At 73.8% G+C, this 13,498-nt stretch carries 13 protein-coding genes; 7 read left to right on the top strand and 6 right to left on the bottom strand.

The features are described from left to right. Positions 1–70: 70 nt before the first annotated feature. Both I8N68_RS08600 and cofD read right to left on the bottom strand, forming a co-directional pair. Positions 71–1,159 carry a coenzyme F420-0:L-glutamate ligase gene (locus I8N68_RS08600; protein ID WP_200209342.1) on the bottom strand — a complete coding sequence of 363 codons (1,089 nt, stop codon included), beginning with the start codon at positions 1,157–1,159 and terminating at the stop codon, positions 71–73. Next, complete coding sequence (gene cofD, locus I8N68_RS08595) at positions 1,156–2,103, bottom strand: 2-phospho-L-lactate transferase (protein ID WP_200209341.1); 948 nt, start codon at positions 2,101–2,103, stop codon at positions 1,156–1,158. Before cofD ends, I8N68_RS08600 begins: the two co-directional genes overlap by 4 nt. 99 nt (positions 2,104–2,202) lie before the next feature. Between cofD and I8N68_RS08590 the strand changes: the two genes are divergently transcribed. The 6 genes from I8N68_RS08590 (at position 2,203) to I8N68_RS08565 (ending at position 8,868) form a co-directional block, all read left to right on the top strand. Beyond that, a complete protein-coding gene (locus tag I8N68_RS08590) occupies positions 2,203–3,096 on the top strand; it encodes a hypothetical protein (RefSeq protein WP_200209340.1) in 894 nt (297 codons plus the stop codon). Between the two features lie 197 nt (positions 3,097–3,293). Then, positions 3,294–5,819 carry a bifunctional FO biosynthesis protein CofGH gene (locus I8N68_RS08585; RefSeq protein WP_200209339.1) on the top strand — a complete coding sequence of 842 codons (2,526 nt, stop codon included), beginning with the start codon at positions 3,294–3,296 and terminating at the stop codon, positions 5,817–5,819. 170 nt (positions 5,820–5,989) lie between these two features. Further along, positions 5,990–6,265, top strand: a complete 276-nt coding sequence (locus I8N68_RS08580; RefSeq protein WP_200209338.1) for a hypothetical protein — start codon at positions 5,990–5,992, stop codon at positions 6,263–6,265. A 103-nt stretch (positions 6,266–6,368) separates the two neighbouring features. Beyond that, a complete protein-coding gene (locus I8N68_RS08575) occupies positions 6,369–7,766 on the top strand; it encodes a DUF4331 domain-containing protein (protein ID WP_200209337.1) in 1,398 nt (465 codons plus the stop codon). A gap of 10 nt (positions 7,767–7,776) precedes the next feature. Then, a complete protein-coding gene (locus I8N68_RS08570; protein WP_200209336.1) occupies positions 7,777–8,115 on the top strand; it encodes a phospholipase in 339 nt (112 codons plus the stop codon). Positions 8,116–8,607: 492 nt separating this feature from the next. After that, entirely contained in the window at positions 8,608–8,868 is a 261-nt protein-coding gene (locus I8N68_RS08565; protein ID WP_013284161.1) for a WhiB family transcriptional regulator, read from the top strand. Positions 8,869–8,931: 63 nt separating this feature from the next. Here I8N68_RS08565 and I8N68_RS08560 read toward each other — a convergent pair whose 3' ends face one another. Further along, positions 8,932–9,381, bottom strand: coding sequence for a metallopeptidase family protein (locus I8N68_RS08560; RefSeq protein WP_088963879.1), 450 nt, complete (start codon positions 9,379–9,381; stop codon positions 8,932–8,934). A gap of 154 nt (positions 9,382–9,535) precedes the next feature. Between I8N68_RS08560 and I8N68_RS08555 the strand changes: the two genes are divergently transcribed. Next, the gene (locus I8N68_RS08555; RefSeq protein ID WP_200209335.1) at positions 9,536–9,904 is read left to right on the top strand and encodes a DUF3499 domain-containing protein; all 369 of its coding nucleotides are present in this window, start codon (positions 9,536–9,538) and stop codon (positions 9,902–9,904) included. Between the two features lie 117 nt (positions 9,905–10,021). Here I8N68_RS08555 and I8N68_RS08550 read toward each other — a convergent pair whose 3' ends face one another. Genes I8N68_RS08550 through I8N68_RS08540 form a run of 3 tightly spaced genes read right to left on the bottom strand, consistent with a single transcriptional unit; the run spans position 10,022 to position 13,466 of the window. Then, the gene (locus I8N68_RS08550; RefSeq protein ID WP_200209334.1) at positions 10,022–11,395 is read right to left on the bottom strand and encodes an NAD(P)/FAD-dependent oxidoreductase; all 1,374 of its coding nucleotides are present in this window, start codon (positions 11,393–11,395) and stop codon (positions 10,022–10,024) included. Then, positions 11,395–12,135, bottom strand: coding sequence for a pyridoxamine 5'-phosphate oxidase family protein (locus tag I8N68_RS08545; protein ID WP_200209333.1), 741 nt, complete (start codon positions 12,133–12,135; stop codon positions 11,395–11,397). The genes I8N68_RS08550 and I8N68_RS08545 overlap by 1 nt, the downstream gene beginning before the upstream one ends. Next, entirely contained in the window at positions 12,120–13,466 is a 1,347-nt protein-coding gene (locus tag I8N68_RS08540) for an aspartate aminotransferase family protein (protein WP_200209332.1), read from the bottom strand. Before I8N68_RS08540 ends, I8N68_RS08545 begins: the two co-directional genes overlap by 16 nt. Positions 13,467–13,498 lie beyond the last annotated feature (32 nt).

The raw sequence follows: 13,498 nt of genomic DNA, 5'->3' as shown, positions 1-13,498 counted from the left end.
CCGCCGGAATGCGGCCCGGACCCGCCAGGACGCCAGCACCTCGGTGACCTGGCCGCCGCCGGGCCGCGGGTCAGATGGCCAGGGCGGCGCTGGCGGTGCTGCCGTACGGGGGCGGCAGGAGCGCCGAGGAGATTCCCTCCGCGGCCAGCGCGGTCCGCAGCCGTTGCAGGTCCGTCCCGAAGCGCACCAGGTCCGGCTGGTCCACCGGCGTCGGCGGGGCACCGAGCAGCAGCCCGGTCGCCGCCGCGGGCCAGCCGGGCACGGTGGCGATCAGTCCGACGCGTACCTCCTCGTCGATGATGTGGGTGAAGACCGTGCCGGGCGCGACCACGTCGGCCACCGCGGCGATCGCCCGGGCCACCGCGACCGGGTCGGCCGGCTCCGCGCCGGTGCCGTCGGGCAGGGTGGCGGCCGCGCGCAGGCCGGCGGCCTGCGCCTCGGCGGTACCCAGCGAGAAGAGGTCGAGTTCGGCGTCCCGGATCAGCGCCCGCGCGCCCGCCCCGTCGTCGGTCCGGGCGACCCCGAGGTAGCCGCGAACCACCGCCACCGGCACCTGGTCGCACTTGCCCTTGATCAGCTCACCGGCGCCGGCGAGTTCGTCGACCACGGCGATCTGGGTCAGTTGCAGCTCGTTGCCGTACGGGTCGATCTCGCCCCGGTGGTCCCGGATGGCCGGCATCCCGGCCACGCCCAGCGCCACGTCGGTCAGTCCGTTGCGCCACGGCCGGCCCATCGTGTCGCTGATGATCACCGCGACGTCGAGGTCGTAGCGGTCCCGCAGGGCGGCCCGCAGCGCTCGGGCCGACGCGTCCGGGTCCTCCGGCAGCAGCACCAGCCGGGTCTTGTCCACGTTCGAGGCGTCGATTCCGGCGGAGGCCATCACGAAGCCGTGGTGGGTCTGCACGATCCGGGTCGCCCCCCGGCTCGCGACCACCCGCACCGTCTCGGCGGCGAGCACCTCGTCCCGGGCGGCCAACCGCTCCGGACCGTCGGCCGGCACGTCGACCAGTCGGCCCTCCGCCTTCGACACGATCTTGCTGGTCACCACCAGCACGTCGCCGTCGTGCAACCACGGCGCCGCGGTGGCGATCAGCGCCGCCAGGTCGTCGCCCTCGGTCACGTCGCCGATGCCCGGCACCGGCAGGATCTCCAGCCTCACACCAGCTCCAATGCGGCGCGGACCATCGCCACGGTCGCCGCCTCGTCGGTCATCCGCAGCGGCGTCGCCCGGACGGTCACCTCCGGCACCAGCGTGCCCTCGTCCTCCGGCGCAACCAGCCAGCCGTCGAGCAGCCCGCCCGCCGGCCGCGCGCCGTAGAGCCCGCCCACCCCGGCCGCGCTGCACTCCACGCCGAGCACCGCCAGGCAGCGGTCGGCCATGCCGCGCACCGGCGCGCCGCCGATGACCGGCGACACGCCCACCACCGGCGCCGGGCCGTCGGCGACCGCCTCGCGCAGCCCCGGTACGGCCAGGATCGGCGCGATGCTCACCACCGGGTTGCTCGGCGCGAGCAGCACCACGTCGGCGGAGCCGATCGCCTCCAGCACGCCCGGCGCCGGCTTCGCGGTCTCCGCGCCGACGAAGACGAACCGGTGCGTCGGGATGTCCGCCCGGTACCGCACCCACCACTCCTGGAAGTGGATCGCCCGCTGCCCCTGGTCGCCGTCCACCACCACGTGGGTCTCCAGGCGGTCGTCGGTGGCCGGCAGCATGGTCAGGCCCGGCTCCCACCGGGTGGCCAGCGCCTGCGTCACCGCCGACAGCGGGTAGCCGGCGTTGAGCATCGTCGTGCGCACCAGGTGCGTGGCGATGTCCTTGTCGCCCAGGCCGAACCAGGTCGGCTCGGCGCCGTACGCGGCCAGCTCCGACTTGACCGTCCAGGTCTCGCCCACCCGGCCCCAGCCCCGCTCCGGGTCGGCGCCCCCGCCCAGCGTGTACATCACGCTGTCCAGGTCGGGGCAGACCTTCAACCCGTGCAGCAGCAGATCGTCGCCGACGTTGACCACGGCGGTCACCTCGGCACCCACCTCCCGGGCGTACGCCCGGACGCCGAGCAGGAACCGGGCGCCGCCGATTCCGCCGGTCAGAACCACGATGCGCATGGTGTCCATCCTTCCGCACGCGCCGCCGTCGGTCGGCCGGTGGCCGGGGAGACTAGGCTCACGTCGGCAACTGTCCGTTTTCGTCCCCAGGGGGAGCTCGTGACCAGCCCCGCCGAGCCCGCGTCCACCGACGCGACGCAGGCCAGCCAGCTGACCAAGCCACTGCGCGAACTGGCCGCGCTCGTCCTGCTCGGCGCGAACGCCGTGCTGCTCCTCGTCGGCCTCTTCCGGCTGCTCGTGCCCGCCGCCGGCTACAGCACCTTCGACCTGCGGGCGGGGAACACCTTCTTCACCTTCGTCGGCGTCGAGTCGATCGTGCTGCCGGTGCTGGCCGTGCTGCTGGCCACCCACGTCCGGCCGGTACTGCCGAAGGCCAAGCTGATCACCCAGGTCGCCCTGGCGGAGTACGCGGTCGGCGCGCTGTTCGGCGCGCTGACCTTCCTGATCTGGCTCGTCGGCCGGCTCGCCGAGGCCGAGGTGCTCGACGCCCTGCTCGGCCTGCTGACCCGGGCCGCGTTCCTGGCGATCTTCGCCGTCGCCGGGTACGTCGTCTTCACCGTCTGGCGCGCGCTGTACTACACGCCGAAGCCGAAGCCGCAGCCCGGCGTCTATGGCCAGCCGCAGCCCGGTTGGCCGCAGCAGCCGGGCGGGTACCCGGGTCAGCCCGGTGGCTACCCGGCCGGTGGCCAGGGCGGTTACCCCGCGGCCGGCTACCCGGGGCCGAACCAGCCCGGCGGCTACCCGCCGCCCGCCTCGTACGGCCAGCCGAACCCGCCGGCGCCGCCGTTCCACACCGCACCGCCGTACGGCGGTGCCCCACAGTCGGCACCGCCGGCCGGCGCTCCGTACTCGCCGCCGCCGTTCGGGCAGCCCCCGTCGGCCGACCCGACGCAGGCGATCCCGCGGCAGCCGGCGGAGTTCGGCCAGCCGGGCCCGCAGGACGGCGACCACACCCGGCGCTTCCACCGGGACGATCCGAACCAGCAGCGCTGACCCGGTGACCGGCCGCGCGCCGGCCGCCGCCCACCGCACGCCCGGACAGAGTGGCCTCCGCACGTCGGACGGCCACTCTTTCCGTTGCGGGGTAGTGGGCCGCCGGGTCGGTGACGGTGCGGCCACCCGGGGCGAGCGCCGCCGCCGGTTCCGGGCGTGCGGTCGGGGCGGTCGGGGTCAGCGCATAGGCTGGGCGGATGGTTGATCGCACCGAGCCAACCCCGACCGCGGCCAGCATGCGGCGGGCGCTGCGCCGGGCCACCACGGGGCGGGCGCTGGACCTGGCCGAGGCGAGCGCGCTGCTGACCGCCCGGGGCACCGAGCTGGACGAGCTGCTCCGGATCGCCGGTGACATCCGCGACGCCGGGCTGCGCGAGGCCGGCCGCTCCGGTGTGGTCACCTTCTCCAAGAAGGTCTTCATCCCGCTGACCCGGCTCTGCCGGGACCGCTGCCACTACTGCACGTTCGCCACCGTGCCGCACCGGCTGCCGGCCGCGTTCCTCGATCGGGACGAGGTGCTGGCGATCGCCCGCGAGGGCGCGGCGCAGGGCTGCAAGGAGGCCCTCTTCACCCTCGGCGACCGCCCGGAGGAGCGGTGGCCGGCGGCCCGGCAGTGGCTGGACGAGCGCGGCTACGACTCCACCCTGGACTACCTGCGCGCCTGCGCGGTGGCGGTGCTGGAGGAGACCGGCCTGCTACCCCACCTGAACCCGGGCGTGCTCTCCTGGTCGGAGCTGCAGCGGCTCAAGCCGGTCGCGCCGAGCATGGGGATGATGCTGGAGACCACGGCCACCCGGCTCTGGTCGGAGCCGGGCGGCCCGCACTTCGGCTCGCCGGACAAGGAGCCGGCGGTCCGGCTGCGGGTGCTCGACGACGCCGGCCGGGTCGGGGTGCCGTTCACCACCGGCATCCTGATCGGCATCGGGGAGACCCTGGCCGAGCGGGTCGACGCGCTCTTCGCGATCCGCCGCGCGCAGCGGGAGTACGGCCACCTCCAGGAGGTGATCGTGCAGAACTTCCGCGCCAAGCCGGAGACCGCGATGCGCGGCATGCCCGACGCCGAGCTGCACGACCTGGCCGCCACGGTGGCGGTGGCCCGGGTGCTGCTCGGGCCGCGGGCCCGGATCCAGGCGCCGCCGAACCTGATCGAGGGCGAGTACGACCTGCTCCTGCGCGCCGGTATCGACGACTGGGGCGGGGTGTCGCCGGTGACCCCGGACCACGTCAACCCGGAGCGCCCCTGGCCGCAGCTCGACGAGCTGGCCCGGCACACCGCCCAGGCGGGCTTCACCCTGCGCGAGCGGCTGACCATCTACCCGGAGTACGTCCGGGCCGGCGACCCCTGGCTGGATCCGCGCCTGCTGCCGCACGTGACCGCCCTCGCCGATCCGGCGACGGGTCTCGCGGTCGAGGCGGCCCGCCCGGTGGGCCGGCCGTGGCAGGAGCCGGAGGAGGTCTTCGGCGGTGGCCGGACCGACCTGCACGCCACCATCGACACCACCGGGCGCACGGACGACCGGCGTGGCGACTTCGACAGCGTCTACGGCGACTGGTCCGAGGTGGCCGGCAAGGCCGACGCCAGCCTGGCGGGCGCCGCCGGGGTGACCACGGGGGACCACGACCTGCGTACCGGCCTGCGGCTGGCGGCCGACGACCCGGCGGCGCTGCTCGAACCCCGGCACGCCGATGCGGCGCTGGCGCTCTTCGCCGCCGACGGCGCCGCGCTGGACGAGCTCTGCCGGCGCGCCGACGAGGTGCGGCGGGACGTGGTCGGCGAGGACGTGACCTACGTGGTCAACCGCAACATCAACTTCAGCAACGTCTGCTACGTCGGCTGCCGGTTCTGCGCCTTCGCCCAACGGGAGACCGACGCGGACGCGTTCCGGCTGTCCCTGGAGCAGGTCGCCGACCGGGCCGAGGAGGCGTGGGCCGCCGGTGCCAGCGAGGTCTGCCTCCAGGGCGGGATCGACCCGAAGCTGCCGGTCACCGGCTACGCCGACCTGGTCCGGGCGATCAAGACACGGGTGCCGGGGATGCACGTGCACGCCTTCTCCCCGATGGAGATCGTCACCGCCGCGGCGAAGGCCGGCGTGCCGGTGAAGGAGTGGCTGGTCCAGCTTCGCGACGCGGGCCTGGACACCATCCCGGGCACCGCCGCCGAGATCCTCGACGACGAGGTGCGCTGGGTGCTCACCAAGGGCAAACTGCCGGCCGCCGCCTGGGTCGACGTGGTCAGCACGGCCCACGAGCTGGGCATCCGGTCCAGCTCTACGATGATGTACGGCCACGTCGACCATCCCGGCCAGTGGCTCGCCCACTTCCGGGTGCTGGCCGGGGTGCAGGACCGCACCGGCGGGTTCACCGAGTTCGTGGCGCTGCCGTTCGTGCACACCAACGCGCCGATCTATCTGGCCGGCATCGCGCGGCCGGGGCCGACGTGGCGGGAGAACCGGGCGGTGCACGCGATGGCCCGGCTGCTGCTGCACGGCCGGATCGACAACATCCAGTGCTCGTGGGTCAAGCTGGGCGACGAGGGCACCGTGGCGATGCTGAACGGCGGCTGCAACGACCTGGGCGGCACGCTGATGGAGGAGACCATCTCCCGGATGGCCGGCTCGGGCAACGGCTCCGCGCGTACCGAGGAGCAGTTGCGGGCGATCGCGGCGGCGGCTGGGCGACCGGCGCGCAAGCGGACGACCGCGTACGGTCACGCCCGCGCCTAGCGTCGAACCTTTCCCCGCCGCCTGCCGTACCAGTGGATGCCGGCGGCGGTTGCGGCGAGGACCGCCGCCGGCAGCCCCCACCGGGGGCGCCCGGCGGCCCCCGCCACGGCGGAACGTCCGGGGCTCCCGACCACCGCGGGCGCTGACGCGCCGGCCCGGAAAGGTTGCCCATGACCACTGAGCAGCGGAAGCGGCCCTGGCCGCGACTGACCCGCCGGCAGACGTTGACCGCCGCGGCGAGCGCCACCCTCGGCGCCGCCGCCCTCACCGTGCCGGGCCTGTCGGCCGCACAGAACACTCCCTCGGCGGGCCGCCGGGACGACCCGATCGTGGTGCACCTGCGCGACGCGGCCGCCGGGACCATGGACGTCTTCGTCGGCACGACGCGGATCGAGGTACGCGACCGCGCGCTGGCCGACCGGTTGCGGCGCGCCGCCCGACGCTGACCCGCCCGGCGCCGCCCGGCGGCGCGACCTCTCCCGGCGCGGGCTCCCGGCGCCGGTGATCCCGCTCGACTTCCGCTTCCCAGACGCAAAGGTGTGGTCCGCCATGTCCTCCCACCGCGAAGCCCCGGAGATAGCCAAGGATCCGGTCGCCGACAGCGCCGACCTGTACGCGTTCGTCAGCCCCGATCATCCGGACACGGTCACGTTGATCGCCAACTACGTGCCGCTGCAACTCCCCTCCGGCGGCCCGAACTTCTTCGAGTTCGGTGACGACGTGCGGTACGAGATTCACATCGACAACGATGGCGACGGCTATCCGGATGTGACGTACCGGTTCGAATTCCGTACCGAGATCACGAATCCGAACAGTTTTCTTTACAACACCGGGCCGATCGAGTCGCTGGACAGCAAGAACTGGAACCGCCGGCAGTTCTACCGACTGACCCGGGTGGCGGACGGCAAGGAGCACGTGCTGGCGCACAAGCTGCCCTGCCCGCCGTGCAACGTCGGCCCGCTCTCCACGCCCAAATACCGCGACCTGGTGCGGCAGGCCACCTTCCGCCTCTCCACCGGGGAAAGGGTCTTCGCCGGGCAGCGGGCGGACGGCTTCTTCGTCGACCTCGGCGGGATCTTCGACCTCGGTACGCTGCGGCCGTTCCAGCAGCTCCATGTGGCCGGGAAGAAGATCTTCAAGGCCGAGGGCGAGCCGGTCAACGCGCTGGACCGGATGAACGTGCACAGCATCGCCGTCCAGGTGCCGCTGAACCGGGTCCGCCGCAAGGCCGCCCGGTACGGCGCCGCCGACCGGGCCGCGACCATCGGGGTGTGGACGTCGGCCTCCCGGCAGCAGGTACGGGTGCTCGGCGACCGGGTCGCCGCGGACACCGCCGCCGGCCCCTTCACCCAGGTCTCCCGGCTGGGCAACCCCCTGTTCAACGAGGTCATCGTGCCGATGTCCAAGAAGGACCTGTGGAACACGCTGCCGCCCTCGGAGGACAAGCGGTTCGCCCGGTTCGTCGAGCAGCCGGAGCTGGCCGCGCTGCTACCGGCGCTGTATCCGGGTGTGTTTCCCAGCCTGGACGCGCTGAACAAGTCGAAGAAGCCGCGGGCGGACCTGGTGGCGATCCTGTTGACCGGCATCCCGGCCGGCCTGATCGACGGCTTCACCAACGCCACGGGCGACGTCCAGGCCGACATGCTGCGGCTGAACACGGCGATCAGGCCGATCCGCAAGCCCGACCGGTTCGGCGTGCTCGGCGGCGACCTGGCCGGGTTCCCGAACGGCCGGCGCGTCGGCGACGACGTGGTGAGCATCGCGCTGCGGGCGATCGCCGGGGTCACCGTGCCGCTGGTGGACAAGGCGTTCCGGCCGGACGCGGCGGCGGCGGCGGTCACCCCGGGCCTGAGCGCCGCCGACGTGACGGCCCCGTTCCTCAACGACTTCCCGTTCCTCGGCACCCCGTACGACGGGTTCAACAACCCGCCGGTGGCCGGAGCCTGAGGAGCGCGTCGTGCCCGAGCATCACCACCGCCATGGCCCGACGGGCAGTGGCACCGTCGTGCTGAACCTCGGCGGGGAGACCGGCGCGCTGATCATCCACACCGGACGTGAGTGGCACGGGCGGGAGATCGAGATCAGCCGGGACGACGAACAGCGGCGGACGCACTCGGCGGTGCGGGAGCGGCCCGTCCGCGACGGGGTGTTCCACAGTGCCGTCTATCCGGACCTGGCGGCCGGCCGCTATACCGTCTGGTGGGACGATCGGACGCCGGCCGGGGCGATCTCCGTCACGGGCGGCGCGATCGCCGAATTCGTCTGGCCGAACAGCGCCGCACCGGGTGCGGGCTGATCCCGCGACCTGCCCGGCCGGCGCGCCCCGTCCCATCACCTGGACGGGGCGCTGTCGGCGTTTTCGGCTCGACGGGCAGTTCGGACGGACTCGGGTTAACCTTTTCCCCACACAATGCTGATCTTGGACGCTGCCCCGCCGGCCGCCCGGGTACGGCCCGCCGGAGCCTCCGCCGGGGGCCGCCGGCCGGGCCGTCGTCGGGCGCGCCACGGCAGAAAAGCGGGGCAACTCGCCGGAGAGGGCGTTACTCGTCCGGGGTCTGAATCGATAGGGCAGGTTGCGAGGCTCGGGCGGCGCGGTCGGTCGTCCGGAACGTGTCGGGAGGGCGACTCCATTATCAAGTTCGGCTTGACGGCGCACGCATTACACGCGTGTAATTTGAATGGGGTTGTTCGCGCCGAACGCAACAAATTGTGACCGGACGGACAAGCACGCCTTTCGCGTGGGGGGTTGCAGCGGCGATGACGCCGGTGCGCGACAAGGAGGCATCTGATGGACGGCCAGCTCGAGGTGGCCGACCTGCTCGGAAACGCGCCGGAGTGGCAGGAGCGAGCGCTCTGCTCGCAGACCGACCCGGAGGCGTTCTTTCCCGAGAAGGGCGGCTCGACCCGCGAGGCGAAGCGCATCTGCTCGCGGTGCGAAGTGAAGACGGAGTGCCTCGAATACGCTCTCGGCCACGACGAGCGGTTCGGGATCTGGGGCGGGCTCTCCGAGCGGGAGCGGCGCAAGCTCAAGCGGCGGGTCGCCGCCTGAGACGGTGCCGGGCCGGGGCGGTGGGGGCCGCCCGGCTCGGGACGACGGCTGGACCGGCGGGGGTCAGGCCAGCTCGTCCGGGTCGACCCCGAGCAGGTTCGCCACCTGTTCGATGATCACGTCGTGCACGAGGTCGGCGAGGTCCTCGCGGTCCATCGCCCGGAACTCCAGCGGCCGCCGGTAGAGCACGATCCGCGGCGGCACCTCCTGCCGGCCCGGACGGCCGGGCAGCAGGCGGGCGAGCGGCACCTCGCCGTCCTCCAGCACGTCGGAGTCGTAGACGTTCAGGTCCGGCGGGACGTCCTCGACCGCGAACTCGACGCCGGCCAGCTCCTTGGCGAAGCGGCGCTCCAACGTCTCCACCGTGTCGAGCACCAGGTCGTCGAAGACCTCCGCCTTGGTCCGGGCCAGCGGCACGGTGGCCGGCACCAACCGCCCGCGCAGCCCCCGACCGTGGCGGTCGCGGTGGGTGCGCCGGCCGGAGCCGGGGCGGCGGTGTTCCGGGCTCGTCATGAGGAAGAGGGTAGCCCCCGCCGCGGGCCGGCCCGCCGCTGCGCCACCGGCCCGGCGTGCCGGTGATCCGATCGGATGAACTGTGATCACCGTGACGGGCGTGTCGCAACGCGAAGCGGTGCGCCGGACCCGGTAATGGGGATACCCTGCCGCCGTGAGGTCACCACGGCGCTGCTCCCGTAACGGCTGCCCCCGGCAAGCGGTCGCCACATTGACCTATGTCTACAACGAGTCGACAGCCGTGGTGGGCCCGCTGGCGGCGTTCGCCGAGCCGCACACGTACGACCTCTGCGAGCCGCACGCCCGCAGCCTGACCGCCCCGCGCGGCTGGGACGTGGTGCGGCACGAGGGGGAGTTCGAGCCCCCGCCGCCCACCACCGACGACCTGGTCGCCCTGGCCGAGGCCGTCCGCGAGGCCGCCCGTCCCGCGCCGCCGCGCCCGCCCGAGGGCGATCAGGACCTCCACCAGGCCCAGCACACCGGCCGCCGCGGCCACCTCCGCGTCATCCCGCCCAACCACTGACCCCCACGCGCCGCCCGCTCTCCTCGTCGATCATGAGGTTGGCGGGTCAGTTGATCTCCGATTCACCCGCCAACCCCGTGCTCGGCGGGTGGCAGCGGGGAGCACTGGAGCAGGGTGTCAGTGGCCGAGGAGGCGGGAGAAGGCGGCGGCGCGGCGGGCGGGCCGGTTGGTGCGCTGTTCGGCCTCGTCGGCGGAGAACATCAGCCGGAGGCCGGCGTTGACGGCCAGCCAGCGCAGGGGCTCGGGTTCCCACCTCGGGGAGCGGTGGTTGACCCACGGCAGGGCGGTGAGCTCGGTCCGCTGCCCCCGGATCAGGTCCGCCAGGGTACGACCCGCGAGGTTGCTGGTGCCGACGCCGTCGCCGACGTACCCGCCGGCCCAGGCCAGCCCGGACGCCCGGTCCAGGCCCACCGAGGCGGCCCAGTCCCGGGCCACGCCGAGCGGCCCACCCCAGGTGTGGCTGACCGGCACCTCGCCGAGCACCGGGAAGAGCTCGCCGAGCACCCGCCGCAGCGCGGCGAAGACCCGCGGCTCCCGGTCGTAGCCGGGCGCCGTCCGCGACCCGAAGTGGTACGGGGCGCCCCGCCCGCCGAACGCCAGCCGGCCGTCAGCGGTGCGCTGGCCGTAGATGATGACGTGCCGGTAGTCGGAGAAGGTCTCCCGCTCCGCGAGCCCGATCCGGGCCCACGTCGTGGCCGGCAGCGGCTCGGTGGCCACCATCAGCGAGTAGACCGGCGCGACGACGCGCCGCTGCCCGGGCAGGGCCGGCGTGAAGCCCTCGGTCGCCCGGACCACCACCGGCGCCCGCACCACCCCGGTCGCGGTGACGGCGACGCCGGCCCGTACGGCGGTGACCGGCGTCCGCTCGAAGATCGTCACCCCATGGCGTTCGACCGCCCGGGCCAGCCCGCGGACCAGCCGGGCCGGATGCACGGCGGCGCAGTGCGGGGTGTACGTCCCCCCGAGCACCCCCTCGGCGGCGCAGCGGGCGGTGGCCTCGGCGGCGTCGAGCAGCACCAGGTCGTCGTCGGCCAGGCCGTGTTCGCGGGCCTCGGCGACTGCGGCCCGGGCCCGGCCGAGCTGGGCCGCGGAGCGCGCGAGCACCACCGTCCCACCGGGCTGCCAGTCGCAGTCGATGCCCTCGGCGGCGACCACCCGACCGACCTCGCGGACGGTCTCCTGCATGGCCCGCTGCATCGCCAGGGCCCGGTCCCGGCCGTGCCGGCGGGCCAGCGCGGGCAGCGAGGTGGGGAAGAGCGCCGAGCACCAACCGCCGTTGCGCCCCGAGGCGCCGTACCCGGCGATCTCCGACTCCAGCACGACGATCCGCAGCGACGGGTCCGCGGCGGCCAGGTAGTACGCCGTCCACAGCCCGGTGTAGCCGGCCCCGACGATCACCACGTCCGCGTCGGCGTCGCCGGGTAGCGCGGGGCGCGGGGTCAGCGGCTCGTCCAGGCTGGACAGCCAGTACGACAGCTCCTGGTAGCGCATCACCACTCCGGTGGGGGCAGGTCGTGGCGCAGCCGCGGATCGGGCTGCGGAGTGCCGTACGCCTCGACGACGGGCACCACGCCGGCCCAGACCGGTTGGTCGAGCTCGTCCTCGGGGTCCTCGGGCGGGCCGGCGCTGACCTTCACCGAGCACTCGTCCAGCGGCAGCGCGAGCACCAGCGTGGCGGCCAGCTCCTTCGCCGACGGCGGGCGGAGCTGCGCCCAGCGGCCGGGCAGCAGGTGCTCGGAGAGGCGTTCCAGGGCAGCCAGCTTCGCGTCCCCGTGCAGCGCGGTCAGCTCGCCGAGCGCCATCACGCAGCGGTAGTTCATCGACGAGTCGAAGGCGCTGCGGGCCAGCACCAGGCCGTCGAGCAGGGTGACGGTCAGGCAGGCCGGCGCCCCGTCGGCGAGGTGCCGGAAGAGGCGGCTGCCGGTGGAGCCGTGCACCAGCACCCGGTCGCCGTCCCGGGCGTACGCCACCGGCAGCGCGTACGGCTGGTCGCCGTCGGCGATGGCCAGATGGCCGATCCGGCCGGCGTCGAGGACGGCGTGCAGGGTGGCCCGATCGTGGACGGCCAGGTCGGGCAGCCGGCGGACCCGGGTGCGGGGGGTCCGGCCGACGTCGTCGGTGCCCTCGGGGCGGGCCGGGACCGGGCCGACGGCGCGGGGCCGGACCTCGCCGCTGCGAGACCCGGCCCCGTCCGTGGTGGACCCCGGACCGCCGGTCAGAGGCGTGCCCATGCCTCGGTCAGCACGGCGCGCAGGATCTGCTCGATCTCGTCGAACTGCTCCTGCTGGGCGATCAGCGGCGGGGCGAGCTGCACCACCGGATCGCCCCGGTCGTCGGCCCGGCAGTAGAGGCCGGCCTGGAACAGCGCGCTGGACAGGAAGCCACGCAGCAGCCGCTCGGACTCGGCCTCGTCGAAGGTCTCCCTGGTGGCCTTGTCCTTGACCAGCTCGATGCCGTAGAAGTAGCCGTCGCCCCGGACGTCACCGACGATCGGCAGGTCGTTGAGCTTCTCCAGGGTGGACCGGAAGGCGCCCTCGTTGGCCCGGACGTGGCCGACCAGGTCCTCGCGGGCGAAGACCTCCAGGTTGGCCAGGGCCACCGCGCAGGAGACCGGGTGGCCGCCGAAGGTCACCCCGTGCGCGAACATGCCGGTCTCGGTGAGGAACGGCTCCATCAGCCGCTCGCTCGCGATCATCGCGCCGAGTGGGGCGTACCCCGAGGTGATGCCCTTGGCGGTGGTGATGATGTCGGGCTGGTAGCCGTACCGGACGGCGCCGAAGTACTCACCCAGCCGGCCCCAGGAGCAGATCACCTCGTCACTGACGAGCAGCACGTCGTACGCGTCGCAGATCTCGCGGACCCGCTCGAAGTAGCCGGGCGGGGGCGGGAAGCAGCCACCGGAGTTCTGCACCGGCTCCAGGAAGACCGCCGCGACGGTGTCCGGCCCCTCCCGCTCGATCGCCCGGCCGATCTCGTCGGCGGCCCAGCGGCCGAACGCCTCGGGGTCGTCGCCGTGCTCGGGGGCCCGGTAGAAGTTGGTGTTCGGCACCTTGATGCCGCCGGGGACCAGCGGCTCGAAGTCGCTCTTGATGCCGGGCAGGCCGGTGATCGACAGCGCGCCCATCGAGGTGCCGTGGTACGCGATGTACCGGCTGACCACCTTGTACTTGTTCGGCTGACCGGTGCGCTTGAAGTAGGCCCGGGCCAGCTTCCACGCCGCCTCGACGGCCTCCGAGCCGCCGGTGGTGAAGAAGACCCGGTTCAGGTCGCCGGGGGCGAGCGAGGCGACCTTCTCGGCCAGCTCGATGGCCTTCGGGTGGGCGTACGACCACAGTGGGAAGTAGGCCAGCTCGCCGGCCTGCTTGGCGGCGGCCTCGGCCAGTTCGGTGCGGCCGTGGCCGGCGTTGACGACGAAGAGCCCGGCGAGCCCGTCCAGGTAGCGGCGGCCCTGGGCGTCCCAGACGTACGCGCCCTCGCCGCGGACGATGGTCGGTACCTCGCCGGCGGAGTAGCTGGCCATCCGGGTGAAGTGCATCCAGAGGTGGTCGGTGGCGTTGGCCATGTCAGCCCCATCGGGTCTCGGGCCGGTCAGGG

This window comes from Micromonospora coerulea (assembly GCF_016598485.1).
Classification (GTDB): domain Bacteria; phylum Actinomycetota; class Actinomycetes; order Mycobacteriales; family Micromonosporaceae; genus Micromonospora; species Micromonospora coerulea.
This window is presented reverse-complemented; position numbering and strand designations above follow the sequence as displayed.

Excerpts from the sequence above, each read along its gene's own strand:
- cofD (WP_200209341.1), bottom strand. The coding sequence starts at position 2,103 with ATGCGCATCGTGGTTCTGACCGGCGGAATCGGCGGCGCCCGGTTCCTG.
- I8N68_RS08585 (WP_200209339.1), top strand. The coding sequence starts at position 3,294 with ATGGTTGATCGCACCGAGCCAACCCCGACCGCGGCCAGCATGCGGCGG.
- I8N68_RS08580 (WP_200209338.1), top strand. The coding sequence starts at position 5,990 with ATGACCACTGAGCAGCGGAAGCGGCCCTGGCCGCGACTGACCCGCCGG.
- I8N68_RS08575 (WP_200209337.1), top strand. The coding sequence starts at position 6,369 with ATGTCCTCCCACCGCGAAGCCCCGGAGATAGCCAAGGATCCGGTCGCC.
- I8N68_RS08565 (WP_013284161.1), top strand. The coding sequence starts at position 8,608 with ATGGACGGCCAGCTCGAGGTGGCCGACCTGCTCGGAAACGCGCCGGAG.
- I8N68_RS08560 (WP_088963879.1), bottom strand. The coding sequence starts at position 9,381 with ATGACGAGCCCGGAACACCGCCGCCCCGGCTCCGGCCGGCGCACCCAC.
- I8N68_RS08550 (WP_200209334.1), bottom strand. The coding sequence starts at position 11,395 with ATGCGCTACCAGGAGCTGTCGTACTGGCTGTCCAGCCTGGACGAGCCG.
- I8N68_RS08545 (WP_200209333.1), bottom strand. The coding sequence starts at position 12,135 with ATGGGCACGCCTCTGACCGGCGGTCCGGGGTCCACCACGGACGGGGCC.
- I8N68_RS08540 (WP_200209332.1), bottom strand. The coding sequence starts at position 13,466 with ATGGCCAACGCCACCGACCACCTCTGGATGCACTTCACCCGGATGGCC.